The 25,909-nt window shown below is 60.1% G+C and carries 20 protein-coding genes; 3 read left to right on the forward strand and 17 right to left on the reverse strand.

Annotated elements, in window-relative coordinates; genetic code table 11:
• Positions 1–92 precede the first annotated feature (92 nt).
• The 7 genes from ACQRAQ_RS02630 to ileS form a co-directional block, all read right to left on the reverse strand.
• Positions 93–1,442, reverse strand: a complete 1,350-nt coding sequence (locus tag ACQRAQ_RS02630) for a replication-associated recombination protein A (protein WP_427728153.1) — start codon at positions 1,440–1,442, stop codon at positions 93–95.
• 60 nt (positions 1,443–1,502) lie between these two features.
• The gene (locus ACQRAQ_RS02635; RefSeq protein ID WP_427728150.1) at positions 1,503–2,750 is read right to left on the reverse strand and encodes a deoxyguanosinetriphosphate triphosphohydrolase family protein; all 1,248 of its coding nucleotides are present in this window, start codon (positions 2,748–2,750) and stop codon (positions 1,503–1,505) included.
• A gap of 31 nt (positions 2,751–2,781) precedes the next feature.
• On the reverse strand, positions 2,782–3,204 hold the full coding sequence (locus ACQRAQ_RS02640; protein WP_427728148.1) for a prepilin peptidase: 423 nt from the start codon (positions 3,202–3,204) through the stop codon (positions 2,782–2,784).
• A 78-nt stretch (positions 3,205–3,282) separates the two neighbouring features.
• Positions 3,283–4,578: a glycosyltransferase family 2 protein gene (locus ACQRAQ_RS02645; RefSeq protein ID WP_427793780.1), complete on the reverse strand. Its 1,296-nt coding sequence runs from the start codon at positions 4,576–4,578 to the stop codon at positions 3,283–3,285.
• A gap of 82 nt (positions 4,579–4,660) precedes the next feature.
• On the reverse strand, positions 4,661–5,674 hold the full coding sequence (locus tag ACQRAQ_RS02650; protein ID WP_427793782.1) for an RluA family pseudouridine synthase: 1,014 nt from the start codon (positions 5,672–5,674) through the stop codon (positions 4,661–4,663).
• The gene (lspA, locus tag ACQRAQ_RS02655; protein ID WP_427747344.1) at positions 5,674–6,213 is read right to left on the reverse strand and encodes a signal peptidase II; all 540 of its coding nucleotides are present in this window, start codon (positions 6,211–6,213) and stop codon (positions 5,674–5,676) included. The genes ACQRAQ_RS02650 and lspA overlap by 1 nt, the downstream gene beginning before the upstream one ends.
• Before the next feature lie 445 nt (positions 6,214–6,658).
• Positions 6,659–9,436 (reverse strand): isoleucine--tRNA ligase, encoded by a 2,778-nt coding sequence (gene ileS, locus ACQRAQ_RS02660; protein WP_427793840.1) that lies wholly within the window; start codon positions 9,434–9,436, stop codon positions 6,659–6,661.
• A 510-nt stretch (positions 9,437–9,946) separates the two neighbouring features.
• On the opposite strand from ileS, the gene ACQRAQ_RS02665 reads away from it, so the two are divergent.
• Positions 9,947–11,035, forward strand: coding sequence for an iron-containing alcohol dehydrogenase family protein (locus tag ACQRAQ_RS02665; protein ID WP_427793784.1), 1,089 nt, complete (start codon positions 9,947–9,949; stop codon positions 11,033–11,035).
• 130 nt (positions 11,036–11,165) lie between these two features.
• Here the strand turns inward: ACQRAQ_RS02665 and ACQRAQ_RS02670 are convergent, their stop codons facing one another.
• Both ACQRAQ_RS02670 and ftsH read right to left on the reverse strand, forming a co-directional pair.
• The gene (locus ACQRAQ_RS02670; protein WP_427793786.1) at positions 11,166–11,618 is read right to left on the reverse strand and encodes a DUF523 domain-containing protein; all 453 of its coding nucleotides are present in this window, start codon (positions 11,616–11,618) and stop codon (positions 11,166–11,168) included.
• 75 nt (positions 11,619–11,693) lie between these two features.
• Positions 11,694–13,586, reverse strand: coding sequence for an ATP-dependent zinc metalloprotease FtsH (gene ftsH, locus ACQRAQ_RS02675; protein WP_195838531.1), 1,893 nt, complete (start codon positions 13,584–13,586; stop codon positions 11,694–11,696).
• 92 nt (positions 13,587–13,678) lie between these two features.
• Here ftsH and ACQRAQ_RS02680 point away from each other — a divergent pair, with 92 nt between their 5' ends.
• Complete coding sequence (locus tag ACQRAQ_RS02680) at positions 13,679–14,164, forward strand: cob(I)yrinic acid a,c-diamide adenosyltransferase (RefSeq protein WP_154515476.1); 486 nt, start codon at positions 13,679–13,681, stop codon at positions 14,162–14,164.
• Positions 14,165–14,249: 85 nt separating this feature from the next.
• Here ACQRAQ_RS02680 and ACQRAQ_RS02685 read toward each other — a convergent pair whose 3' ends face one another.
• From ACQRAQ_RS02685 to thyA, 4 genes are all read right to left on the reverse strand, one after another.
• The gene (locus ACQRAQ_RS02685; RefSeq protein ID WP_370450570.1) at positions 14,250–15,599 is read right to left on the reverse strand and encodes an MATE family efflux transporter; all 1,350 of its coding nucleotides are present in this window, start codon (positions 15,597–15,599) and stop codon (positions 14,250–14,252) included.
• Between the two features lie 126 nt (positions 15,600–15,725).
• Positions 15,726–16,640, reverse strand: a complete 915-nt coding sequence (locus ACQRAQ_RS02690; RefSeq protein WP_427793788.1) for a TrmH family RNA methyltransferase — start codon at positions 16,638–16,640, stop codon at positions 15,726–15,728.
• A 109-nt stretch (positions 16,641–16,749) separates the two neighbouring features.
• A complete protein-coding gene (locus ACQRAQ_RS02695; protein WP_427793790.1) occupies positions 16,750–17,268 on the reverse strand; it encodes a dihydrofolate reductase in 519 nt (172 codons plus the stop codon).
• Between the two features lie 9 nt (positions 17,269–17,277).
• A complete protein-coding gene (gene thyA / locus ACQRAQ_RS02700; protein ID WP_154515464.1) occupies positions 17,278–18,126 on the reverse strand; it encodes a thymidylate synthase in 849 nt (282 codons plus the stop codon).
• A gap of 216 nt (positions 18,127–18,342) precedes the next feature.
• On the opposite strand from thyA, the gene ACQRAQ_RS02705 reads away from it, so the two are divergent.
• Positions 18,343–19,107, forward strand: a complete 765-nt coding sequence (locus ACQRAQ_RS02705; protein WP_427793792.1) for a NifB/NifX family molybdenum-iron cluster-binding protein — start codon at positions 18,343–18,345, stop codon at positions 19,105–19,107.
• 116 nt (positions 19,108–19,223) lie between these two features.
• Here the strand turns inward: ACQRAQ_RS02705 and ffh are convergent, their stop codons facing one another.
• The 4 genes from ffh to rnc are packed head-to-tail and all read right to left on the reverse strand — an operon-like array spanning position 19,224 to position 25,908.
• Positions 19,224–20,708: a signal recognition particle protein gene (ffh, locus tag ACQRAQ_RS02710; protein WP_427793794.1), complete on the reverse strand. Its 1,485-nt coding sequence runs from the start codon at positions 20,706–20,708 to the stop codon at positions 19,224–19,226.
• A gap of 10 nt (positions 20,709–20,718) precedes the next feature.
• Positions 20,719–21,636 carry a signal recognition particle-docking protein FtsY gene (ftsY, locus tag ACQRAQ_RS02715; protein WP_271807278.1) on the reverse strand — a complete coding sequence of 306 codons (918 nt, stop codon included), beginning with the start codon at positions 21,634–21,636 and terminating at the stop codon, positions 20,719–20,721.
• Complete coding sequence (gene smc, locus ACQRAQ_RS02720; RefSeq protein WP_427793796.1) at positions 21,636–25,172, reverse strand: chromosome segregation protein SMC; 3,537 nt, start codon at positions 25,170–25,172, stop codon at positions 21,636–21,638. Before smc ends, ftsY begins: the two co-directional genes overlap by 1 nt.
• Before the next feature lie 10 nt (positions 25,173–25,182).
• On the reverse strand, positions 25,183–25,908 hold the full coding sequence (rnc, locus tag ACQRAQ_RS02725; RefSeq protein WP_154515455.1) for a ribonuclease III: 726 nt from the start codon (positions 25,906–25,908) through the stop codon (positions 25,183–25,185).
• Position 25,909: the final 1 nt, after the last annotated feature.

Consider the following 25,909-nt stretch of genomic DNA (forward strand, 5'->3'; position numbering starts at 1 on the left):
CCCGAAGGAATCGAAATACAGACGCTGTTCATGGTACCCCAAAGGGGACCGAACATGCCAAGAGCAGCAACGTGAGACAAAATTACCAGCAGCTACTTCGGTGCATTCCCGCTACGGTCGCGCTCGCTTTGCTCTACACGCCACTCTTCCCAGCCGCGGCCGGCAGGCTGCCAAAACGCACCGCGCTCCAGCCCCTCGGGCAAATAGCGTTGATCGACCCAGCCTTCGGGATAATCATGCGGATACTTATACACACCGTATTCGTCACTGCCCGGGCGATGACGATCGCGTAGATAGCTCGGCACCTCGCGCAGCCCACTTGAATGAATATCGGCCAACGCCGCATCAATCGAGGCCTCACACGCGTTGGATTTTGGCGCCAAGCACACATAGAGTGCAGCCTGAGCCAGATTAATGCGGCACTCGGGATAACCGATGACCTCGGCAGACTTAAACGCGGCATGCGCCACCAATAGCGCCTGCGGGTCGGCGTTGCCAACATCCTCGGAAGCCTGAATCATAATACGGCGAGCGATAAACTTAGGATCCTCCCCCGCATCGATCATGCGCGCGAGCCAATAGATTGTGGCATCGGGGTCGCTGCCGCGCATAGACTTAATAAACGCGCTGATGATGTCGTAGTGCATGTCGCCGTTTTTGTCATACGAAAAACCACGGCGCGGATTGGCAATCTTTACGTCATCCACGGTAATGGGATAACGCTCCCCCGCCGCCGGCGCTGGCGTCCCTTCCGTATCGGGACGCGTGACGGCAATCTCGCTCGCAAGCTCGAGCGTCGTGAGTGCCGAGCGGGCGTCACCCGCAGCCAGCGTGCAGATGGTCTTAACCGTATCCTCATCGGCCGAGAACTCGCCGTTCAAACCCTGCGGCGCCTCGAGCGCACGCTCGATAAGCGTGGCGATATCCTCGTCCTTTAAATGTTCAAGTTCCACCACGCGACCGCGCGAGAGCAACGCCGAGTTGACCTCGAAGTACGGATTCTCCGTCGTGGCGCCAATCATAATGACGGTACGGTTCTCAACCGCATGCAGCAGGGCATCCTGCTGCGACTTGGAGAAGCGGTGAATCTCGTCGATGAAAAGAATGGTGCGACGGTCGTACGTATTCAGGCGCGTCTTGGCCTCGTCAATCACGCGGCGCAGGTCCTTCACAGTGCCCGTCACGGCGCTGACCTCGACAAACTCGCTCTTGGTATGGTTGGCGATAATGTGGGCCAGCGTCGTCTTGCCCGTACCGGCCGGCCCATACAGAATCACACTCGACAGCACGTCATGCTCAATCGCGGCACGCAACCACGAGCCCTTACCGACGGCCTTTTGCTGGCCCACGTACTCGTCGAGCGAATTGGGCCGCATGCGCACCGCAAGCGGCGCATTCTGAAAGGAACGCTCACGCGTCGAAGCAGAAAAAAGGTCGTCCATAGCCATCCCGTGCATCAATCAAAAACGTTTTCCATGAACAGTATACCGAATATATACGAACTACCGTTCGTTAATATAGGTACGGTGCGGAAACATCAATCCCGGGAACAGCTTGCTCGTGAGCTCGCAGAAATAACCGTCCGTCATGCTCGCAATGTAATCCACGACCGTCTGGTCCTTATCGTCCTGCCATGCATAGGTGCGATCGTAGTAGGAAAGCTGCTGCTCAATGCGAGAAATGTGGTGCTTAAAGATATACGAGGACTCGTCGCCTTCGTTTATATCCCGCAGGCAACGGTCATAGAGCTTTTCGAAGGCCTCGCGCAGCTCCGCTTCGGAGTCGCCTTCTATGCCGCCCTTGCTATAGATCTTCTCGTAGTTCTCGCGCTTGGCCCGGCGGATCTCCTCAAACAGGTCCTCGCTCATCTCGATGCGCGGCTTGCCATAGCTGTGCTCGACGATATCGATAGAGGCATGCGTAAGGATCCAGCTGTTGTATGCACCGCCCAGGTCATCATCAAAGGCGTCGGGTGACAGCAGGCCCGCCGCAATGGCGTCTTGGCGATCGCGCCCAACGTAGGCAAGGATATCCGAGATGCGAACCACGCAGCCCTCGAGCGTCATGGGGCGCAGGTGCTCAATTGCGCTATAACCCGTGGCAATGCATTCCTCGACGGTTCGGTCGAACTGGTCAAAGGAACCCATGTCCGAAAGCTCAAAAACACGCTGTTCGTACTCGCCGTTGTGGCACAGTACGCCATCGAGCGTCTGGAGCGACACGTTGCGGCCGTACAGCGCGTCGAGCACGCGGACCGACTGCACATTATGGAAAAAATAACGCCCCGTGCGCTCATGATAGATGTCGTTGAGGAAACGCTCGCCGGCATGGCCAAAGGGCGTGTGGCCCAAGTCGTGGCCTAAGCCAATCGCCTCGATCAGATCGCAGTTGAGGCCCAGAGCACGCCCGATATCGCGAGCGATGCGCGAGACAAGCTGCACGTGCAGGCCGCGGCGCGACAGATCGTCGTTGCTGCGAAAACTGAAGACCTGCGTTTTGCCTGCATAACGTGTGTATGCTGGCAGATGCAGAATCTTTTCGATATCGCGCATAAAGGCCGGACGCATAAGCGTGCCCTCGTCTGCGGCCCGATCGACACGGCGGATGGCCTGGTCGTCACCGCATCGATAGGGATTAACGACACCCGAGGCGCGGTCGGCGGCAATGCGCTCGACCAGCTCGGGCGACAACGCCGCGGGAATGCGATCCAGGCGCGCCTTGATGGCGGCTGTCTGTTGATTGATTGCCATGGCATGCTCCTTAAAAAGGGCGCGCAAACGGTTACAGCGTACTACCCACGAACTCGATTATGGCAAATATTGGCACCAAAAACGGCAGCAAAGGCAGCGAGCGCGATTTTACGATGAGACAGGCGGCGGCAAGGGTCAGGAGCGCAACCGCAAACGCGACGACGCCGCCCAGGGGATCGAAGGTGCAAAGGGCAAAGAGCGCCTTGGCATCCCCCATGCCAACGCCAGGGGCATGGCGAAGGCGACGCCAGAGTGACTCAGTAAGCACAAGGGCAAGGTAGACGATGACCGCAAGACCGGCGTGGTCAAGCGCCATGTTAACGCCCTTGTCGAGCCAGACGCCTGCAAACGCCGCCACCGCACACGCGCCGGCAAGCTCATTGGGAAACCGCCGCTCGCGGACATCAATCGCCGCGCCGGCAAAGATGCAAATCCAAAACGGGATATAGAACATCGAAACCCCTCAACTGAGCGCTCAAACGTAAAAACCACCGCAAAGGTTCTATCCCCTTTGTGGCGGTTTTGATGGTGGTTATTTGGCGCCCTGCATGACCTCGTCGAGGGTAACGCTTACGGCGTGCTGCGTCGGCACCCAGTCGACCTTCAAGAACAGCGCTGCCACCGTAATGGGGATATAGCTGAACATAAAGATCGGGAAGGTAAACAGGTTGGTTACCAGACGCCACTTTTGCGCGCAGTGAATATGCTTGTATTCAAAGATAGTCGTGAGCAGCGCCAGGATAAAGAAAGTCTGATACATCATAGCGAAGGTCATAATGAGCGAAGCGGCACACGCCTGCATCTCGACTTCGGTAGCCAAGAAACCGTGCGAAAGGCCGCCCACGATGAGGAACGTCGCATTAGCGAGCATCGAGATCAGAGAGAGCAGCATGCCCGGTGCGATCGTCATAAACATGTCGTAGGCGGCAAAGCGATGATAGCGGAAGGTCGATTTGACCAGGTGCTTACCGTACGTAAAGAACACCTGGTAGAACCCCTTGGTCCAACGCATACGCTGTTTCCAGGATGCCTTAAACGTCACGGGCTGTTCGTCAAAGAACTCCGCCGGCGCATAGCCAATGCGAATGCCGTGAATGGCACAGAACGTGGTGAACTGAATATCCTCGGTCAGCGTGTGGAACTGCCAGCCGTGCATACCCTCGATAACGCTGGCGGAGATGAGGTAGCCCGAACCCGAAACGGCGCAAGACGTCTTACAGATGTTGCGCGCATTGTTGAGAAAGCGCGCCTCGCGCAGGTACCACGTGGCATTAGCTGCCGAGATCCACGAGCTGCCAAAGTTCTTGGAATTGCGATAGCTCGTAACAACATGGAAGCCCTGGTCAAAAGCATCGTTCATCTTGGTCACGTAATCGCGGGCGATAACGTTATCGGCATCGAAGATAAAGTAGCCTTCAAACGTATCGGGATACTCGTTAAGGATGCGGTCGAAGCCATAGTCCATGACCCAGCTCTTGCCTTTACGGGCCAAGTCATTGCGCTCATAGACGACGGCGCCCGCCTCGCGCGCGAGCTGCGCCGTGTTGTCGGTGCAGGCATCGGCGACCACGAAGACCTCGATAAGCTCGGACGGATAATCTTGGTCCTTAATGGAGCGCACGAGGTTGGCGATCACGGCCTCCTCGTTATGCGCCGCGATAAAGAAGGCATAACGATGGAGCTTCTTGGCCTTGGGAGGCGCGACCTCACCACGAAGAGCACCGATGACAAAGAAGACCACCTGGTACAGAAAGCAGACCGTAAGCAGCGTGACGACAATCTGGTTGAAGATCACGATGGGTGTGTTGGTTTGTAAAAAGGCGAGCATGCAGGCTCCCAGGAACGCGTGACGTAAACAACCGTATATCTTACCGCAGGCTTACGGAGTTCAAGAAACCACCTAATACTGGCTAGGCCTCGAGCAGACCGAGCTGAGGGACGATTTCGTTGCCAGCGGCAGTGCGACCAAGCGAACGCGGGGCCAGATCATCCAGAACCGCCGCAAGATCCCATGGCAGCTCGTCACGGCACTCGATGTGCTCCCCCGTCACGGGATGACCGAACGCCACACGCCAGGAATGCAGGAACTGCCTGGTCAAACCCTGATCGGCACGAGCATCGCACTTGCCATAGAGTGGATCGCCCACGCAGGCGTGGTTGATATGGCGCATGTGAACGCGAATCTGATGCGTGCGGCCGGTAAACAGGTGACACTCGACAAGCGTGTAGCCGTCGTCGAAACGCGTGGAATCAAAGCGCTCAAGGACCTTAAAGGTCGTGATGGCCTGGCGCGCAAAGGGGTCATCGGAAACCGCCATCTTCACGCGGTCGCGCGTCGAGCGGGCAATACCGGTGTTGATAGTGCCCTCGTCCATGGCGATGTGCCCATGAACGAGCGTAATGTAGCGACGGTCGAGCGTGCGCGTACGAATGAGATTTTGGAGCGCGCGCTGGGTGTCGTCGTCTTTAGCCGCGAGCATAAGACCCGAGGTATCGCGATCCAGACGATGCACGATGCCGGGGCGGTCCTCGCCCTGCACGGTACCCAGATGGTCGATGCCGCAGTGATAGACCAAGGCATTCGCAAGGGTGCCGCTCTCATGACCATGCGCAGGATGGCACACCAGGCCGCGCTGCTTGGAGAGCACCATGAGATAGTCGTCCTCATAGCGAATGTCGAGCGGGATGGCCTCGGGGATCACGTCGGTCGGGTCATGCGGCTCGGGCAGGTCGACCGAGATGCGGTCACCGGAGCGTACGGCATACTTTTTAGATAGGCAGGTCTCGCCGTTGACGGCAACGGCGCCTCCCTCGATCAGATGCGCGCAGGCAGAGCGCGTGGGACAGCCATCGTTGGCGCCCAGATAGGCGTCGAGACGTTGACCGGCGCAATCGTCGGCAACGAGAATATGGATGTCGGCCATTAGCGCTCATTCCTTTCGCGAATCTTGCGGGCACGCTCCCCACGCTGCTTAGCTTTACGTTTGGCGCGGGCCTCGTCACGGGCGTTGAGCTCGGCGGTCGCATCGACCTCGCGAGCGGCGGGACTCAAGAACATGTATCCGATGAGCGCCAGCACGACACCGGCGGTAATGCCGATATCGGCCACGTTAAAGACGGGGAAATCAATGAAGGTAGTGGCAATAAAATCAGTCACAAAGCCCATGGCCAGGCGATCGATCGCGTTGCCGATGGCGCCGCCCGCAACCATGGCCATACCCACGACCTCTAGTCGAGCGAGCTGAGGAGCACGGAGCAAGTACACGGCAATGGCGGCAATGGCCGCAAGCGCCAGCACGGCAAACGCTATGCCATGGCCCTCGCCCATGCTAAAGGCAGCTCCGATATTGCGGACAAACACAAAATCGATCACGCCGGGGATAACAGTCATATGCAGGGTATCGCCCACGGCACGAACCGCAAGCTTGGTCAGCTGGTCAACAAGCAACACAAAGAGGGCCACCCCACCAGCAACACCTAACCGCCAACGCAAAGGCGGCGTCATATCCGCACCACGACCCAAAGAAATCCCCTACCCTCAAAACAATCGAATTCCATTTAACGCGAATAACCATCTTATATTGCCATACGCAGAACGCACGACATATCCACCAATGCGACAAAGGGGCTGTCCCCTTGTCCCTTCACCGGGTAGTCTTTTTGGGACGGGGCTTTTTTAGCTACCCAGTCCAGCGCTTTCGAAGATTAAGTCCTTATTTGAGGTAGGGCAGTTAAAAAAGCCCCGTCCCAAAAAGACTACCGATAGCGAAAACCCGCCAGAGCGAGCAAGGTGCCTAGAAGCAAGGCGGCATAGACCTTCTGGTCATGCCGCCGAAGCTGAAAGGCAGATTGCCGCTCTGGCGGGTTTGCAGCGTCAACCTGTTACGCGGTTTGGTAAAACCGCGTAACTACAAGGCATTCGCGCAGCGCTTGCAGATATGCGCGTGACCGTTGTACTCGCCGACGGTGGTGCGATAGTTCCAGCAACGGTCGCAGCACTCGCCCTCGGCGGCCTCAATAGCAACGGAAAGCTCCTCGCCCTGGGTTAGCTCAACATCGGAGACGATGTAGAACTCGGCCAGATCGACGGCCTTGTCGCCGGTCAGCAGCGCATACATCTCGGCGGGAACGACCGCCTTGACGCGGACCTGCTGGCTCTTGGTGAAGGTGCCGGCGGAGCGGGCATCCTCAAGGGCCTTGGTCACAGCGCTACGGAGCTCGAGCGAGGCCTCGAGCACGCCCTCGAACTCATTGGCCTCGTCGACCGTGATGGGCGACTTGTACCAATCGAGCAGCGCGGCGTACTTCTGGTGATCGACGCAGCCGGCGGGCGCATAGGCCATGGCCTCGTCGACCGTGTAGGACAGGATCGGCTGCAGGTCGCGCATGAGCATCGAGAAGAGCTCGGCCAGCACGGTTTGGGCGCTGCGGCGCTCGAGCGAGCCGGGCTTGTCGCAGTACAGACGGTCCTTCAGGGCGTCGAGGTACACGTTGGAAAGCTCGGTAACCACAAAGTCGTAGAGCGCACGGTAGGCGCGCGGGAACTCGTAGCTGGCGTAGGCGTCGTCGACCTCGGCCTGGACCTGGGTCAGACGGGCAACCATGAGCTTGTCGAGCGGCAGCAGGTCGGCAAAGGCGACGCCGTCGGTCTCGGGCTCAAACTGACCCTCGAGCTCGGAGAGCAGGAAGCGCAGCGTGTTGCGGAAACGACGGTAGGCATCGGACGTACGAGCAAGGATCTCGTGGTCGATGGAGACGTCGGAGCTGGTATCGACCGAGGCGACCCACAGGCGGATGATATCGGCGCCCATCTCGTCGCAGACCTTGTTGGGGTCGATGACGTTGCCGAGCGACTTGGACATCTTGCGGCCCTGGCCATCGAGCGTGAAGCCCTGCGAGACGACCGCCTTGTACGGGGCGTGGCCGTTGGCACCCACCGAGGTGAGCAACGAGCTCTGGAACCAGCCGCGGTGCTGGTCGGAGCCCTCGAGGTACACATCCGCCGGGTACTCAAGCTCGGGGCGATACTCGCAGACGGCCTTCCAGGACACGCCGGAGTCCCACCACACGTCGAGGATGTCCTTATCGGCCTTGAGGTGATGGCCGCCGCACTTGGGGCAGACGCAGGCCTCGCCCAGGTAGCTCTCGGGAGCGTCGGTGAACCAGGCGTCGGAGCCCTTCTCGTGGAAGAGCTTGATGACGGCGTCGAGCGTGGCGTCGTTCATGACCTTCTCGCCGCAGTCGGCGCAGGTGTAGCTGGGGATAGGCACGCCCCAGTTGCGCTGACGGCTGATGCACCAGTCGGGACGCTGCTCGACCATGGCACCGATGCGGTTGGCCGCGTGGGCCGGATACCACTTGACGTTCTCGCGGATCTCTTTGCCAGCCTGCTCGCGCAAACCGGTCTTGTCCATCGAGACAAACCACTGGTCGGTAGCACGGAAGAGCACCGGGTGCTTGCAGCGCCAGCAGTGCGGATAGCTGTGCGTGATCTTCTTCTCGAGGACCAGGGTGCCGCGCTCGCGCAGGAACTCGATGATGTGCGGATTGGCCTCGTCGGTATCCATACCGCTGAAGGGGCCACCGGTACCAAACTCCTCGCCGGTGTAGAACTTACCGTCGTCATCAACCGGCATGCAGATATCGGTGATGCCCTCCTTGAGACAGGCGAAGTAGTCGTCGACGCCATGGCCGGGCGAGTTGTGGACGATACCGGTACCGTCATCGACACCGACGTAATCGGCCAGCAGTGCCACGCCCTCGACACCGTCAAAGATCGGCTGCTTGTAGTGGATGTGGTGGAAGGTCTCAGCGGGAACCACATAGGGCTTACCGTCGACTATGACCGGGGTGTACTCCCAGCCAAACTCCTCACAGCACTTGGGAGCCAGGTCCTCGAGCATGACCTCGGCACGGCCATCGTGCTCAACGGCAACATAGGCGGCGCCGGGCTTAAGGGAAACGGCCTGGTCGGAGGGGATGGTCCACGGCGTGGTCGTCCAGATGATGAAGTCAACCGGGCCGTCGAAGCTCTCGAGACCGGCAGGCTTAGTGGTCATCTCAAAGCGCACGAAGATGGACGGGCTCGTCTCGTCGGAGTACTCGATCTCGGCCTCGGCCAGCGCGGTGTGGCAGTGCTTGCACCAGTGGACGGGCTTATGACCGCGATAGATCATGCCCTTGTCGAACATGGCCTTGAAGACCTCGATGTCGGCGGCGTCATGCTGGTGATAGAGCGTCAGATACGGGTTGTCCCAGTCGCCAAGCACGCCCAGGCGACGGAAGCCGGCCTTCTGCAGCTCGATGTTCTCGACAGCGAACTTATTGCAAAGCTCGCGGATCTTAGCCGTGGAGGTCTGGTTGAACTTCTCGGTGCCGAGCTTCTCCTCGACCTTGTGCTCAATCGGCTGACCGTGGCAGTCCCAACCGGGGACATAGGGAACCTCATAGCCCTGCATCATCCAGTAACGGTTGATCATGTCCTTAGAGATCTTGTTCATGGCGTGGCCGATGTGGATCGGGCCGTTGGCATACGGAGGGCCGTCGTGCAGCACGAACTTCTTGTGACCCTTGTTCTTCTTTAGAACTTGCTCGTAGACCTTGTTGTCCTGCCAGTCCTTGAGTCGCTTGGGCTCGGACTTGGAAAGACCGGCACGCATGGGAAAACCGGTCTTGGGCAGATTCATCGTCTGCTTGTACTCGTTTGCCACGGTACCCCTTTCTTGTCATGGGCGCGCACGCCCTCTGGGCACCAAAAAAGCGCCCGTCCCTGCAAGCTGGGACGAAGCGCCACAAGACAGGCAGTCTGCCCGTAAAAGCTCTTCGCTTAACCACCCAGCTTAGATGCCCTCGCCCGCGTCGCCGCGCGCTCGCATCCGTTACTCGGCTGGCCTGTATCGACGACCATCTCGGCGATATCTACTAAGACGTGCCTGCGCGGCACGTCCGTTGGGACCGCAGCTCCGGGGTGATTTTCATCGGTCGCATGCACGGGTTCTCAGCGCCCCCCGCTCTCTGTAGCATGCGAACGGCCGACTACTCGTCCCCATCAACGCTTATGCGGAGTATGCTAGCACGTTCCGCGCCGGTGAAAAACCCTCAACACTGGTTTTATACGTTCGAAATTTCTCGCGGCTGTGGACCTTCTCTAGGAGCAAAATACCTGAAAGCACTTTATCGAACGAAAGAAGGTTGCTATGCGCACGATCGGAATGAGTGACTATACCGTCGGCGAGGACTGCTTCGACGAGCTGCCCGGCGCGCTGGCCGAATACGGAGCGACCAAGGTCGCAATCATCGGTGGCAAGCGAGCACTGGCTGCAGCACTTCCCGGCATCGAAGCCGCGCTGGCAGGAACCGGCGTCGAGGTTCTGGAGACGCGCGTCTACGGCACCAACAGCACACGCGCCAATATCGCCAAGGTCGTAAACTCCCCCGCCTGCCAGCAGGCAGACGTGCTCATAGCCTGTGGTGGCGGCAAGGCGCTCGACACCGTGAAGACCGCAGCTATCGAGCTCAAGAAGATCGTCTTTACGGTGCCGACGATCTGCTCCAACTGCTCCGCCGCTACCGCCATTGCCGTTGTCTACAACGACGACGGCTCGCTCGAGGGCTATTCGTACCCCAACCGACCGGCGCACATCTTCATCAACCCCAAGATCATCGCCGAGGCACCGGCAGAGTACTTCTGGGCCGGCGTAGGCGATGCCCTGTCCAAGCAGCCCGAGGTCGAGTACGCCACGAGCGCCGGCAATTTGGAGCACACCGCCGGTCTTGGCCTGGCACTCGCCCACACCTGCTCCGAGCCGCTGTTTACCTATGGCGTCCAGGGTCTTGAGGACGTGCGCCAGGACCTGTCGAGCGAGGCCGTCAAGCAGATCGCGCTCGACATCGTGGTCAACACGGGATATGTCTCGAACCTGACCAACCAGAACGATTACTACTACAACTCGAGCGTGGCGCACGCGTTCTACAACGCCACTTGCAGCATTCCACGTGAGGGCACCTACCTGCACGGCGAGGTCGTAAGCCTGGGCGTGCTGGTGCTGTTCGCCTACACGGGCGACACCGAGAACCTTGAGCGCTATGCCGCCTTTAACAAGCAGATGGGCCTGCCCGTGACGCTTGAGCAGGTCGGGCTTTCCGAGGCCGATATCCCTGCCCTGTGCGAGTACGCGCACGCCACCAACGAGTGGAAGCAGGGTAACCCCGAGCCCTTCACCGACGAGAAGTTCGCCGCCGCCATCAAGGCAGCCAACGCCTACGGCCACACGCTCCTCGCCTAACCTACCAAAAAGGGACAGGTTTATTTTGGCAGGTTTTATCTGGGCAAACGCCATTGAACATCTGTTGAAATTGTTTAGCTTGCCAGTAAAGGGGGCGACCATATACTCGATGGCCGCCCCCTTTCATTTGCTATTCCAACATGCTCGGGTCAAATTCACTTGCGGGAATCACACGGTACCCGTGGCGCAGGAGCAGGTCGACGAAGACACCGTTGCCCGCGGTGAGCGTGCCGCTAAAGGTGCCATCGTAGACGTGACCTGCACCGCACGAGGGGCTACGGTCCTGTAAGATGCACGCGGCGATCTCTTCCGGCCCGCCCGCCTGCTCGCACATGTCGAGTGCACGCTCAGCACCCAGGCGAAACTCACGATCGACCGAGGCGCCCTCGCAGGTACGGACTTCGCCGTTCACAATTTCGGACGGCTTGCGCGGTGTGGGCAGACCGCCAAAAACCTCTGGGCACACGAGGAGCACCTCGGTTCCCGTGCGCTCGCAAGCCTCGACCAGCTCGCGATGGTAATTATCGAGCCCGTTATACTTGCAGCTCTCGCCCATCAAGCAGGCACTTACCACAATCTTCATATACAACTCTTCCCAAGCAAAACGCCCCATTTGAGATGGACACTCAAATGGGGCGAAAGCACTGCGCAACTAGTATTACTGCTGCTTTGGCATCAGCGGATTCTCACGCGTGAGGAGATTCATAAACTCCTCGCCCGTGATCGTCTCCTTCTTGTACAGATAACGAGCCAGCTCGTGGAGCTTAAACTTGTTCTCCTTCAAGATCTGCAGGGCGCGGTCGTGCGCATCCTCGATCAGCTTGGCGACAATCGCGTCCACGCGCTCGGCCGTACCGGGGGCGCAGGTGAGCGACGTATCCTGGTTAAGGTACGCGTTCTGCACGGTACCGAGCGCCATCATGCCAAACTCATCGGACATACCAAAGCGCGTCACCATGTTACGGGCGAGCTTGGTGGCCTGCTCGATATCGTTGGCGGCGCCGGTCGTCATCTCGCCAAAGATGAGCTCCTCGGCTGCACGGCCACCGCAATAGACGGCGAGCTTATCCAGGATCTCCTGGCGCGTGGTCAGGAAGCGCTCGTCCTCCTCGACCTGCATGGTGTAGCCCAGAGCACCGCTCGTGCGCGGCACGATGGTGATCTTCGTGACCGGCGCAGAGCCCTTCTGGCGAGCGGCAACGATGGCATGACCGATCTCGTGGTAAGAAACGACCTGCTTCTCGTGGTCGGACAGCACCGTGGACTTGCGCTGCTGACCGGCGATGACGACCTCCACCGACTCCTCAAAATCGTCCTGCGTGGCGCGCTTGCGACCCTCGCGGACGGCTCGCAGGGCGCCCTCGTTGATAATGTTGGCCAGGTCGGCGCCCGAGGCACCGGGCGTGGCGCGGGCAATCGCGGTTAGGTCGATCGGCGGCTGCGTCTTCACGCTCTTGGCGTGCAGCTCAAGAATGTTCTTACGGCCGGTCAGGTCGGGCAGCTCAACGGGGATGCGGCGATCAAAACGACCGGGGCGCAACAGGGCCGGGTCAAGGCTGTCGGGACGGTTGGTTGCAGCGAGGACGACGATACCCTTGTGGTTATCGAAGCCGTCCATCTCGGTCAGCAGCTGGTTGAGCGTCTGCTCGCGCTCGTCGTTGCCACTAAAGCCGCCGCCGTCGCGCTTCTTGCCAATGGTATCGATCTCATCGATAAAGACGATGCACGGGGCCTTTTCCTTGGCCTGCTTAAACAGATCGCGAACCTTGGCGGCGCCGCGGCCGACGAACATCTCAACAAACTCAGAGCCCGAAATACTAAAGAACGGCACACCTGCCTCGCCGGCCACAGCCTTGGCAAGCAGGGTTTTACCGGTACCCGGAGGGCCGACAAGGAGGGCACCGCGCGGCAGCTTGGCGCCAATCTCCTCGTAGCGCTGCGGCTTCTCCAGAAAGTCGACGACCTCCTTGAGGGACTCCTTGGCCTCTTCCTGGCCAGCAACATCCTTAAAGGTCACGCCCACGTCCTTGGAGGCAATCACGCGCGCGCCGGACTTTCCCAGTCCACCGCCGCCAAAACCGCCGCCGCCAAAGTTCATCGACGGACCGTCATCACCCATGGCCTTCTTCATGCGGCGGTTGAGCCACCAGCCGATCAGGAAGAAAATCGCCATGGGAAGAATGAGGGTGAGCAGGTAGTAAGTCATCAGACCCGAGTTCTTATCGGGAACGACCGACTCAAGCGAGGCGCCAGATTCAAGCACGCGATCGGTAAAGCCCGCATCATTCGGCACACCGGTCGTCTTGTAGGCGATGTTCTCGTCCTCGCCCTTCTTGGTGTAATAAATCGAGTAATCGTCCGTGTTGTACTCGACCTTATCGACGCTCTTCTTGTCGAGCGCTTTGACAAACGTCGAGTAATCGGTCTTCGTAATCTGCTGCGTGTGACCGATGTTGGGGAACAGAACGGTCGAGAGCACGAGGTAGACGACGAAGGCGATGAGCACGTAGAGGATCATATTCCGTCTACGTTTGTTGTCATCCATCTCCATCTGCTTGAACTCCATCTACTGGGGTTGATAATGCTAACTAGAATACCCCACCCGGCCGGCGATAAACCGACACCGGGCACGAAAGGACAGAGATGGCATCACTGGAAGTCGGCAAGGTTCAAATCTATACGGGCGACGGCAAGGGCAAGACGACGGCTGCGCTGGGGCTCGCGCTGCGCGCCACGGGCTATGGACTTAACGTGCTCATGCTTCAGTTTGCCAAGAAGCTTCACTGCGCCGAACATGACGCAGCTCCTCGATTGGGGCTTTGCATCGTACAAGCCGACCGCGACACGCCCGAAGCCTGTGCCGCACAGATCATGGAGCTGGCGCGCGAGCAGATTAGCCAAGTTGACGTGCTGATCTTGGATGAGCTGGGAGAAGCCATGCGACGGGGCTTTGTGACGCGCGAAGATGTCGAAGCGTTGATCGCTATGAAACCAACCACCACGGAGCTCGTGCTCACTGGCCGCGGCTTGCTGCCCCTCGCCGACCTTGCCGACCTCGTAACCGAAATGCGCCCCGTCAAACACTACTTCGACGAAGGCCTCCTAGCCCGCCAAGGCATCGAATACTAATTGATCCAAAGGGGACGGAGGAAAACGAATCATCGACATCACCACGGAGAGCAATGATCCGTTTTCCTCCGTCTCATACGGATCATTAGGCAGTGGCGCGGCCTAGCCAGTTGCCGCTGTGGTGGTAGATGGTGAACATCGTGGCCGTGATGAGCCAGGTTACGGGGTAAACCAGCAGCAGGAGCTCAAGCGACGGATCGAAAGGCATGATCGCAAACACCCAGATCACCCTGAGCACGACGGTGCCGAAAATCGTGAGAATCATGGGCTGCAAGCTCACGCCGGCACCGCGAATGGAGCCCGACGCGTTTTCGATAATCGAGAAAATCGCATAGAACGGCGCAATAAAATGGATGATGGTCGTGGTGTACGCCGAGATCGAAGCATCGTCGACAAACAGACGCGACAGAGGACCCGAGAACACCAGCAGCACGGCAGACAGGCCACCAATGAGCATAAACGACAGCACGAGCGACGTATGGTAGCCCTTGCGCATGCGCTCGTAGTTGCGCGCGCCAAAGTTCTGTGCCGAGAACGTGGTGATCGACACGCCAAGCGCCTCGGTAACCATCCAGACAATGCCATCTAAGCGGCCCGAAAGACCCCAGGCCGTGGTGACATCGGCACCAAACGAGTTGACCGACACCTGAATCAAGACGTTGGAAATCGAATACGCAGCAGACTGAAAGCCAAGCGGCAGACCACACGAGATCATGCTCTTGCAAATACCTGGATCAATGCCGAGTTTGGACAGTGAAAGCCGCCACGCACCCGGTGCGTGCATCATGCGAATCACGATCATCGTGGCGTTGGAGCAAATGGTCAGCGCCACCGCGATGCCGCAGCCCAGAGCCTCCATATGCAGCACGGCAACGAAGATGACATCCAGCACCACATTAACGAGGCAGCCGGAAGCGATGATCACGGCAGGGCCACGCGTGTCGCCCACGGCGCGCAGCAGTGCCGTTCCCATATTGAGCAACAGCGCCGCAACCATGGCGGCAAAATAGCAACGAGCATAGGCCACACCCTCGGCTAATAGTTCATGCGGCGTATTCATAAGAACCAGCATGGGCTCAACGAACACTATGCCCAGAATCGAGACGACGATACCGCCCACCAGAGCGAGCGTCATGGCCGTATGGACCGAACGACTCAGTCGCTCATCATCGTGCTGGCCAAAATACTGACCCGTAATAACAGCACAGCCGGCGCCAACACCGACGCAAAAACCGATGCAGAGCTCCGTGAGCACCATCGTGGCCTGGATGCCGCCCAACGCGAGCTTTCCGCCAAACTGACCGACGATATAGGTACCGATAAGTGTGTAGGCCTGTTGAAAGAACGAACTAAAAAAGATGGGAACGCACAGCGAAAGCAACTGCTGCCAAATAACACCCTGTGTTACATCGATAGCCGTAGATTTCTTAGCCACACGCCCTCCCCACCAGCGCACGTCAAACAACAATACGTCAATTTTATGACCAAAGCCGACACCAGCTTAGCACCGACCGGCGTCAACCGAAACACACGGAATCAGAGCCCGGTGCAAAATATCTGTCTAGTGATACAGTCCCGGCTGGTAGTGATACTCGTTGCTCACGTGCGGACACAATTGCCAAAAAGCGACAGCGCTCGCCGCGGCCACGTTGAGCGAATCGACCCCGTGCGCCATCGGAATACGCACAGACCGGTCACAGCCCGCGATGGTCTTGGCGCCCAGGCCGGCGCCCTCGGTGCCCATAAAGATCGCCAACCGGTCAATCTCCCGCAACGCGGGATCGTCCAACGACACCGAATCATCCGTCAATGCCATGGCGGCACACGAAAAGCCGGCATCGTGCAGCGCCGCCAGCCCATCATGCGGCCATACGCGCGCCTCGCTGCCAATGCGCGTCCAGGGCACCTGAAACACCGTGCCCATGCTCACGCGGGCTGAGCGGCGATACAGCGGGTCACAGCAAGTGGGGCTCACCAAAATGCCATCGACATTCAACGCTGCCGCCGAGCGGAAAATCGCACCCACATTAGTATGGTCGACAATACCCTCGAGCACGCACACGCGCACCGGGCGCTCAACCGCCACCTCGACGACGCCGTCCAAGAACTCATCAACCGGAATCTGACGCGGGCGACGGAACGCCGCGAGCGCACCGCGCGTCACGTTAAAGCCCGTCAACTGCTCCATAAGCTCCATGGAGGCCACGAACACAGGAACCGGACCTGCGCCCTCGCGTACAACCAGACGCTCGAACAGCGGCATCATCTGATCGAGCCAGCGCTCACCCAAAAGAAAGCTCACCGGCTCGTATCCGGCACGCACCGCGCGCTCGATGACCTTGGCGCTCTCGGCGATAAAGATGCCCTTTTGCGGCTCCAGCACGCAGCGCAGCTCGCGCTCGGTCAGTCGCACGTAGGCGTCGAGCCGCTCATCATTAAGGGAATCGATTCGCAGCACCTCAACGGCATCAGTCATAGCAGCCAGCCCGTACCCTTCTTTACAGCACATCTATACCAAACGAGGCGACGCTAAGCGCCGCCCCATGCATTCAATCAACCCGGTGATACCGTTCACGCCAGACGATTTAAGCATCAACACGACGATACGTCACGAACTCATAATCGAGGCCTTCGTCACCCTCGCCCGCGGCAATCGTGGCAACCCCGTCGCGCCGCGCAACTTCCCACGCAGGATCGACATCCAAATTGGGAAAGTACGTGTCCACGGCATGGGTGCAATGGTTGTGCGTGACCTCGGCCTCCACGCAGTACGGCAGAAACTGCCGATAGACATCGCCGCCACCGATCACCCAGGCAACGGGCTCATCGGCAACCGCGGCGAGCGCCTCGTCGATACTATGCACCACGTCGACGCCCTCGGGGGCAAAGCCCTCGTCGCGCGTGAGCACAATGTTGCGACGGTTCTTGAGCGGACGCCCGCCGGGAAAACTCAGCAGGGTCTTTCGTCCCATAATGACCGGACAACCCTTGGTGCACGCCACAAAATGGCGCATGTCGGCACGGTTGGACACGACCATGTCACCCTCGCACCCAATGCCCCAGTCATCGCACACGGCGACAATGGCAGAAAGCTTACACGTCATGCGCGTCACCTACACCGCAATGGGGATGTTCTTGACCTGCGGGCCGTGCTCATAGCCCTCAACGATCAGATCATCAGTCGTAAACGCGTAGAAATCATGCACATCGGGGTTGAGCGTTACCTTAGGAGCCGCAAACTGCGGACGCTCGATAAGCTCGCGGACGATATCGACATGACGGTCGTAAATATGGGCATCGGCGATCACATGCAGCAACTCGCCAGCGATCATATCGACCGACTGCGCGACCATCATCAGCAAAATGGCATACTGGCACACATTCCAGTTGTTCGCGGCCAAAATGTCCTGGCTGCGCTGGTTGAGAATCATGTTGAGTGTTGGCTTGTCATCCTGCGGGCGCTGCGTGACGTTATAGGTCACGCTGTAGGCGCACGGATACAGGTGCATCTCGGACAGGTCGCTAAACACGTACGTATTGGTCATGATGCGGCGGCTGTACGGCGTGTGCTTAAGGTCGTACAGCACGCGGTCCATCTGGTCAAAGTCACCCTCGGCATAATGGCTCTTCTGCCCAATCTGATACCCATAGGCCTTGCCGATGGAACCGGTCTCGTCGGCCCACTCATCCCAAATATGGCTGTTGAGGTCATGCACGTTATTGGACTTCTTTTGATAGATCCATAGAATCTCGTCCATGGCAGATTTGAGGGCCGTACGACGCAGGGTAAGCGCCGGAAACTCCTCACGCAGGTCGTAGCGTGCCGTAACGCCAAAGTTTTTAATGGTATAGGCAGGGGTGCCGTCCTCCCACACCGGACGAACCTTTTGGCCCTCGGTAGTGGTGCCATGGTCCAGAATATCGCGGCACATGGCTACAAACTGTTGATCAGCTTTGCTCATTGACCCTCCTGTCAGTCGCCTATAAGCGATTTTTATTGTAGCCCAGGCGCACAGCATCGAATTGCACACTTGGGGCGGCACACGCAATGCACGGCAGTACGGCACCGCATTCGCAAATGCTGCACCTTTAGCTTTTTTGACATATGCCAAAAATAGCTTGAGCGGCTCCGCATACGCGCTATCCTATTGTTGACATATGTCAGATTTGGAGAGTGTATGGCAGGAAGACGCGAAAAATTGCGCCGCGTTGGGATCATTCCCGAATATCGCGGCTTTACCCCTGACGGCCTTGCCAGCGGAGACGCCATCGACATGACGGTCGATGAGCTCGAAGTCCTACGGCTTTGCGACCTGGAAGGCTTCAATCAGGAGGCCGTCGCCCAGCAAATGGGCATCGCCCGTGCCACCGTGGCGGCCATCTGCAGCCGCGCGCATCGCAAGGTGGTAAACGCGCTGGTCAACGGGCGAGCACTTAGTATCGAGGGCGGCAATATCGCATACTCCCCTACACCTACGACGACGGCCATATGGCCAGCAAAGGAGGTCGGCACCATGAGGGTGGCAACGACGTACGACAACGGCAACATCTTTATGCACTTTGGCCGCAGCGAGCAGTTCAAAATCTATGACATCCAGGATGGCAAGGTGCTCAACGAGCAGGTCGTAGGCACCGGCGGTACTGGTCACGGCGCCCTAGCGGGTCTGCTCGCCAACGGTGGCGTCGATACGCTCATATGCGGCGGTATCGGCGGCGGCGCCATCAACGCGCTCACCCAGGCAGGCATCACAGTCTATGCGGGCGCCCAGGGCAGCTGCGACGCCTGCGTCGCGGCCCTCATTGCCGGCACGCTCGCGCAGACCGGCGAGGCCACCTGCGACTGCCATGGGCACGAGCACGAGCACGCCCACGAGCATGGCGAGTCCTGCGGCTGCCACGGCCACCACGACCATGATGGGCACGAGGGCTGTGGCTGCCACTAGTGGCAAGCACCTCAACGCCAACACGCTTCCGCGCGTGAGAAAACCTGCGAAAGAACGGCGAAGGCCGCCTGGAGTACCATCCAGGCGGCCTTCGCCATACTCGACTCAACCAGTCGTTACTTTTTATTACGCATCTGCGCTTCCATCTGGCGCAGCAAGTCCATATCGGACTTGGGACCACCTGTCCCCATGCCACCCAGGCCGCCCATGCTGCCCAGGCCCATGGCATCCAGACCGGGAATATTGGGCATGCGCATCTTTTTGCCTTTTTTACCCTTCTTGCCCTTCTTGCCGCCGGCTTGCGCCTGGTTGGCCATCGAGCGCATGCGGCCCATCATCTTGTTCATCTCGCCCCACTGCTTCATAAGGCTATTGACCTCGGTGGGGGTCACACCGGCGCCCTTGGCGATGCGGGCGCGACGCTGGCCGTTGATGATGGACGGACGCAGGCGCTCCTCCTTGGTCATCGACATGATGATGGCCTCGTTCTTGTCGAAGATGCCCTCATCCAGGTTGCCGCCCATCTGGTTGAGCGCGCGCTGGCCGCCGGGAAGCATGCCCAGAATGCCCTTCATACCGCCCATCTTCTTGACGGCCTTCATCTGGTCGAGCATGTCGTTCATGGTAAAGCCCTCGCGCAGCATGCGCTCGGCAGCCTCGAGCTGCTCGGCATCGGCTGCCTCCTGGGCTTTCTCGATAATGCCGACGACGTCACCCATGCCCAAGATGCGCTTGGCCATGCGATCGGGATAGAACGGCTCCAGCGAATCGGGCTTCTCGCCCATGCTCACGAACTTGATGGGCTTGCCGGTCACCTGGCGCACCGAAAGCGCGCCGCCGCCACGGGCATCGCCGTCGAGCTTGGAGATGATCACGCCGTCAAAGTCGGTGCGCTCGGCGAAGGTCGAGACAACGTTGACGATATCCTGGCCGGTCATGGCATCGACGACCATCAGCACCTGATCGGGCTTGACGGCCTTCTTGATGTCCACGGCCTCCTGCATCATCTGCTCGTCGATCTGCAGACGACCGGCGGTATCGACGATGACCACATCGCGCAGGTGGTCGACGGCCTCCTGGATGGCGCCCTTGGCAATATCGACCGGATGCTCGCCGTCACCGCGGAAGACCGGCACGCCGATCTCTCCACCAAGCGTAGCCAGCTGGTCGGCAGCGGCGGGACGGTAGACGTCGCACGCGGCGAGCAGCGGCGAGCGGCCCTGCTTCTTGAGCAGGTATGCCAGCTTTACAGCCGCCGTGGTCTTACCGGAGCCCTGCAGGCCCACGAGCATAATGACGTTGGGAATGCGGTTGCTAAAGACGAGCTTGCTCTCGGTGGAGCCGAGCATCTCGGTGAGCTCGTCGAGCACGATCTTGACGACGTTTTGCGCCGGCGTCAGCGATTCCATGACCTCGGAGGTCATGCAGCGCTCCTTGGTCTTGGCGACAAACTCCTTGACGACCTTAAAGTTGACGTCGGCCTCGAGCAGCGCCATGCGAATGTCGCGCATGGCCGAGGTGATATCGGCCTCGGTCAGCTTGCCCTTGCCGCGCAGGCGGTCAAATGTGTCGTTGAGGCGATCGCTCAGAGAATCAAACACTGGTCACTCCTTAGTTGGACTCGCCCACCAGGGCGCGGCAGAAATCTTTGGCATTAAACTCCTGCAGGTCATCGACCTGCTCACCCACGCCCACGCGCAGGATCGGGAGCTTGAGCTTCTCGGCCACGGCCATGGCGATACCGCCCTTTGCCGTGCCGTCGAGCTTAGTCATGATAATACCGTCCAGACCCAGCGCCTCATTAAACTCGAGCGCCTGGTTCAGGCCGTTTTGGCCCGTCGCGGCATCGATCACGAGGACGACCGAGACGGGCATGGGGCCGGCGGCCATATTGGCGGCGCGCTTACGCGTCACGTTGACCACCTTGGCAAGCTCGCGCATGAGCTCGGGGCTCGTGTGCAGACGACCGGCGGTGTCGATGAGCACCAGGTCGCTGCCGCGCTTATCGGCCTCGTCGAGCACGTCGTAGCAAACGCTTGCCGGGTCTGAGCCGCGGTCGCGCTTTATGACGGGGACGCCGGCGCGCTGGCCCCACACATCGAGCTGTTCGATGGCGGCAGCGCGGAAGGTATCGGCCGAGCCGATCACGACGTTCTTGCCACGGGCAGCCATGGCGCTCGCGATCTTGCCGACCGTAGTGGTCTTGCCGGCACCGTTGATGCCCACAAACAGCACGCAGCTCGGCGTGTCGGCGAACGGATCGCGCTCGACGGGTACAAAATGCTGCTCGAGCTGCTCGGCCAGGGCCCGACGGAGTTGCGGGGCGGTCTTGAGGTTCTTCTTGGCCGCGGCATCGCGCAGGTCGTCGGAGACCTGGATGGCGACCTCGGCACCCATGTCACCCATGACGAGGGTGTCCTCTAGGTCCTCCCAAAAATCCTCGTCGACCTCGCCGCCAAAGTAAAAGACCTCGTTGAGGGCCTCGCGGCTACGCTCAAGTCCGCGCGAGAGAGCATCGAAGAATCCCATTATGCATTCACGACCTTTCCGGTTTCGCGATCGAGTTTTTGCGAGACGACGCGACTGACGCCGTCAGCTTGCATCGAGACGCCGTAGAGGACGTCAGCGTCCTCCATAGTACGGCGCTGATGCGAGATAACCAAGAGCTGCGTATCGGAACGCAGCACGTCAAGCGCGCCGATGAGCTTGGACAGGTTGGCGTCATCGAGCGCCGCCTCGACCTCGTCCAGCACATAGAACGGCACCGTACGCGTGCGATACACGGCAAAGAGCAAGGCAAGCGCCGTCAGGCTCTTCTCGCCGCCCGACATGAGCATCATCTTGGTGATGCGCTTGCCGCGCGGCTGCGCCACGACCTCGATGCCCGTCTCGGCCGGGTGCTCGGGGTCGGTCATCTCCAGATGTGCCTGGCCACCCGGGAACAGCATGGCGAAGATCTCGCGGAAGTTCGCATCGACCTTCTCGAAGGTCACCAGGAAGGCTTTACGCATCTTACGGTCGATGGCCACGGTAATCTTGGTGAGCGCCTTGCGCGCGCTCTCCAGATCGGCCAGCTGCTCCTCGATGTAATCGGCGCGGCGCTTGAGCTGCTCGTACTCCTCCATGGCAACCTGGTTCACAGGGCCCAGGTTGTTGATCTGGCGCACGAGCTGGTTGAGCTCGCGCTCGGCGGCGTCGCGGTCGGTGGGAGCAGGAAGCATGAGCGCTTCCTCAAGCACGGTGGTGCCATCGGCGGTAATGGCCTTGATGGCCGCCTCTACCTGCACTTCGAGCTTGCCGCGCGCGACCTTGAACTCGTTTTGTGTCGCTGTGGCGGCATCGACCCGCTCCTTGGCGCGGGAGACCTCGGCCTTGGCATCCTCGATGGTTTTCTTGAGCGAAGCCGAGTCTGCCTCCTCGAGTGAGGCCTGGTCACGCAGGCGCGCGGCCCAATCAGATGCACGCTCCAGCAGGGCCGAATAGCGCTCGTGCATGGGATCGACACGCAGGCGCAGCAGCTCGAGCGAGCGCGAAGCCTGACGTGTTCCGCGGATACGGCGGTCAATGCCCTCCAGGCGATGCTCCAGATCGGGCACGCGGCCCTTCAGCGAACGCAGGCGCTCACTCGTCTGGGCCAGGCGCACCTTGGCATCGGCGAGCTTACCGGCTGCCTCGGAATCGTCACGGCGCACGCGATCGAGCTCGTCGTTGGCTTCGGCAATCTGGAGACCCAGGTCGCTTGCCTGCGCACGGGCCTCGTCGCGCGAACGGGTGAGCTCGTCAACGCGCGGGCGCGCGGCGCGAACGGCCTCGGCCGCCTGCTCGCGGCGCCTGGAGATGCGCGCACGCTCGACCTCGGCGTTGTTGGCGCTTTGCTCCAGGCGGCCAATCTCGGAGAGCAGCGAGCGACGCTCGCCCTCAAGACGGGCGATCTCGCCGGCGGCATCACCCTCGGCGGCACGCGCCTCCTCGACGGCCGCATTGGCCTCGATAACCTGGTTCGACACATGCTCAAAAACGGCAGCCAAATCGGGCTCCAGGCCTTCGAGCTCGCGAATGCGGCGCTTCCGCTCCAGGGCACCCGAGGCCTCGCCGGCATCGAGCCCCACGCGCACCAGGCCACCAAAGCTCACGCGAGCGCCATCGGGCGTCACATAGGTCACACCGTCAACGACTGGCGCCGCCAGCGCACAAGGCAAGTCATCGACCACGTAATAGCCGCCGAGCAGCGCCTCGACAATCGGGCCATAACCGGCACGCACGGACAGGCGATCAACCAGACGCGAACCGGCAGCGCCCTCGGCAGCAGCAGAGCCGCTCACACCACGCGCCACCAGCAGTGCCTCGCCCGAGGCCTTCTTTTGGTCCAAAGCCGCACGACCGGCACGCTCAAGCGTGGCGGCGTCATCAAACAACAGGGCATCGATATCGCCGGCAAGCAGCTGCTCGACCAGGCCCTCAAGCTCACGCGGCGCCTCGAGCACGTCGCCCAGACGGCCCGTTACGTCATCGCCCAATGCCCCTACCAGACGGCTCACCAGCGGCGAGCTATCGGCCATACGGGCATCGAGCTTCTTTTGGCTCGCAAGCTCAGAGCGCACCTCGGACAGCTTGTTGCGCGACTCGCTCTCACGGGCGCGCAAGTCCTTCAACGCCGCACGGGCGACCTCGGTGGCCTGGCGCGCATCGACCTGGGCTTGGCGAGCCTGATCGAGCGCGCCGTCGAGCTCCTCGGCACGGTTGCGACGACTCTCGAGCGAGGCCGTGACCTCCTCGAGCTGCTCGTCAATCTGCTCCAGGCGCGAGGCATACATGTTGTCCTCGACCTCGGCATTACTCAACGAGTCTTTCACCTTGGCAAGCTCGAGCGCAGCCTTGTCGGCCACGCGCTGCACATCGCGTTGCTCGCGCGTAAGCTGCGAAATCTGATTGTCGAGCGCAACACGGCGCTCGTGGAGCTCGGCGGCGGCAGGGCCGGCGGCGTCAACGTCGTCCTGGGCCTGCATGTGCGCACCGGTCACTTCCTCTAGCTGGGCACGTGCATCCTCGAGCTCCTCGACCACGCGACGACGCTGATGCTCGGAGCTCGAAATCTGGCCGCGCATATCGGACAGGCGAGACACCATATTGTGGCCCTTTTCCTCGAGCAGGCGCATATCGGAGTTAATACGGCCGACCACATCTTGCATATGACGGCGCTGCTCGCCCAAGTCACCCACAAACAGGCCCTTTTCCTCGAGCATCACCTGGAGCTTCTCGAGCTCGCGCTCCTTTTCGCCCAAGCGGTACTGCGCAAGCTCCAGCTCGGCGGCACCCTCTTTGGAACGGCTCTCCAAATCGTTCCACTGCGACTGCAGCGAACGAAGCTCGTCAACGGCCAGCATCTGCGTAAGCTCGTTCGCGCGCGAGGACAGCTCTTTGTACTTGCGCGCGCGATCGACCTGACGCTCCAACGGTCGCAGCTGACGGGCAATCTCCTTATTGATGTCGCGGGCACGAGTAAGGTGCTCGTCCATCGACTTAATCTTTTTGAGCGCACGCTCCTTACGGCGCTTGTGCTTGGAAATGCCGGCAGCCTCCTCGATAAGGACGCGGCGCTCCTCGGGACGGCTCTGCAAAATGGCATCGAGCTTACCCTGGCTGATAATGGAATGCGTGTCCTTACCCAAGCCCGAATCGTGCAAAATGTCCTGGATATCCATCAGGCGGCACGGACTCGAGTTGATGAGGTATTCGCTCTCGCCCGAACGATACATGCGGCGGGTGATGGCAACCTCGTCAAAATCGACAGGCAGCACATGGTCCGAGTTATCGAGCACCAGCGTGACCTCGGCAACGCCCACCGGCTTGCGCGCCGACGAGCCCGAGAAGATGACGTCCTCCATGGCCTGGCCGCGCAGCTGCTTGGCGCTCTGCTCACCCAGTACCCACAGAATCGAATCGGAGATATTCGATTTTCCCGAGCCGTTAGGACCGACGATGACGGTCAGGCCCGGCTCAAACGTCATATGGGCGCGGTCGGCAAACGACTTGAACCCTTTGAGCGTAAGGGACTTGAGATACACGGTTCCTCGCTTAAACGGGCTTCTTGTTGAGAATCACACCGTTGGTGGTGTAACCCATGCGGTCGAGCGCCTCGAGTGCAGCGGCTCCCTCGGCCTCTTTCTTAGAGGCGCCGGTGCCGCGGCCCTGACGGATACCGTCGACAAGCACCACGGCGGTAAAGGTGGGCGCATGTGCCGGGCCCTCGGAGCCTACCAGCTTGTATGCCGGGGGCTCGTGACCGTCTGCCTGCACGCACTCCTGCAAGAACGACTTGGGGTTCGCGGGGTGCTCGGCACGCTCGGAGGCCAAATGGGGCTTAAGCGTGCGGTGGATGAACTCCGCCGCCGCATCCCAGCCGGCATCGAGGTACAACGCACCCACGAGCGACTCATAGACGTTCTCGAGCGCCGAGTTAAGGCCGCGCGCGCCGGTACCGGTCTCGGAGGCGCCAAAGATGATGATGTCGTCGATGCCCAGCTCGTGCGAAACCTCGGACAGCGTGGCACCCGAAACAAGCGATACCTTCAGACGCGTGAGCTTGCCTTCATCGAACTCGGGATAAGACTCAAAGAGCGAACGGGCAACCACGGCGCCCAGAATGGAGTCACCCAAAAACTCAAGCCGCTCATAGCTGGCAGAGACCGGCTGCCCCTCTACTGCCGAGGGGTGGGTGAGCGCCGCGCGTAGCAGCACCTTGTTATTAAACTCATGGCCCAGGATTTCCTGAGCGCGCGTGAGTCGTTGAGATAAAGCCAAA

The sequence above is a fragment of the Collinsella sp. SGI.178 genome, from assembly GCF_050313495.1.
Lineage (GTDB): Bacteria > Actinomycetota > Coriobacteriia > Coriobacteriales > Coriobacteriaceae > Collinsella.

Bases quoted from the DNA above. Each gene is read 5' to 3' on its own strand.
- ACQRAQ_RS02645 (WP_427793780.1), bottom strand. From the start codon at position 4,578: ATGCTCGCCTTTTTACAAACCAACACACCCATCGTGATCTTCAACCAG.
- ACQRAQ_RS02650 (WP_427793782.1), bottom strand. From the start codon at position 5,674: ATGGCCGACATCCATATTCTCGTTGCCGACGATTGCGCCGGTCAACGT.
- ileS (WP_427793840.1), bottom strand. From the start codon at position 9,436: ATGAATCTGCCCAAGACCGGTTTTCCCATGCGTGCCGGTCTTTCCAAG.
- ACQRAQ_RS02690 (WP_427793788.1), bottom strand. From the start codon at position 16,640: ATGACTGATGCCGTTGAGGTGCTGCGAATCGATTCCCTTAATGATGAG.
- ACQRAQ_RS02680 (WP_154515476.1), top strand. From the start codon at position 13,679: ATGGCATCACTGGAAGTCGGCAAGGTTCAAATCTATACGGGCGACGGC.
- ACQRAQ_RS02695 (WP_427793790.1), bottom strand. From the start codon at position 17,268: ATGACGTGTAAGCTTTCTGCCATTGTCGCCGTGTGCGATGACTGGGGC.
- ftsY (WP_271807278.1), bottom strand. From the start codon at position 21,636: ATGGGATTCTTCGATGCTCTCTCGCGCGGACTTGAGCGTAGCCGCGAG.
- ACQRAQ_RS02630 (WP_427728153.1), bottom strand. From the start codon at position 1,442: ATGGACGACCTTTTTTCTGCTTCGACGCGTGAGCGTTCCTTTCAGAAT.
- ACQRAQ_RS02665 (WP_427793784.1), top strand. From the start codon at position 9,947: ATGCGCACGATCGGAATGAGTGACTATACCGTCGGCGAGGACTGCTTC.
- ACQRAQ_RS02705 (WP_427793792.1), top strand. From the start codon at position 18,343: ATGGCAGGAAGACGCGAAAAATTGCGCCGCGTTGGGATCATTCCCGAA.
- ACQRAQ_RS02670 (WP_427793786.1), bottom strand. From the start codon at position 11,618: ATGAAGATTGTGGTAAGTGCCTGCTTGATGGGCGAGAGCTGCAAGTAT.
- ACQRAQ_RS02640 (WP_427728148.1), bottom strand. From the start codon at position 3,204: ATGTTCTATATCCCGTTTTGGATTTGCATCTTTGCCGGCGCGGCGATT.
- ftsH (WP_195838531.1), bottom strand. From the start codon at position 13,586: ATGGAGATGGATGACAACAAACGTAGACGGAATATGATCCTCTACGTG.
- thyA (WP_154515464.1), bottom strand. From the start codon at position 18,126: ATGAGCAAAGCTGATCAACAGTTTGTAGCCATGTGCCGCGATATTCTG.
- ACQRAQ_RS02635 (WP_427728150.1), bottom strand. From the start codon at position 2,750: ATGGCAATCAATCAACAGACAGCCGCCATCAAGGCGCGCCTGGATCGC.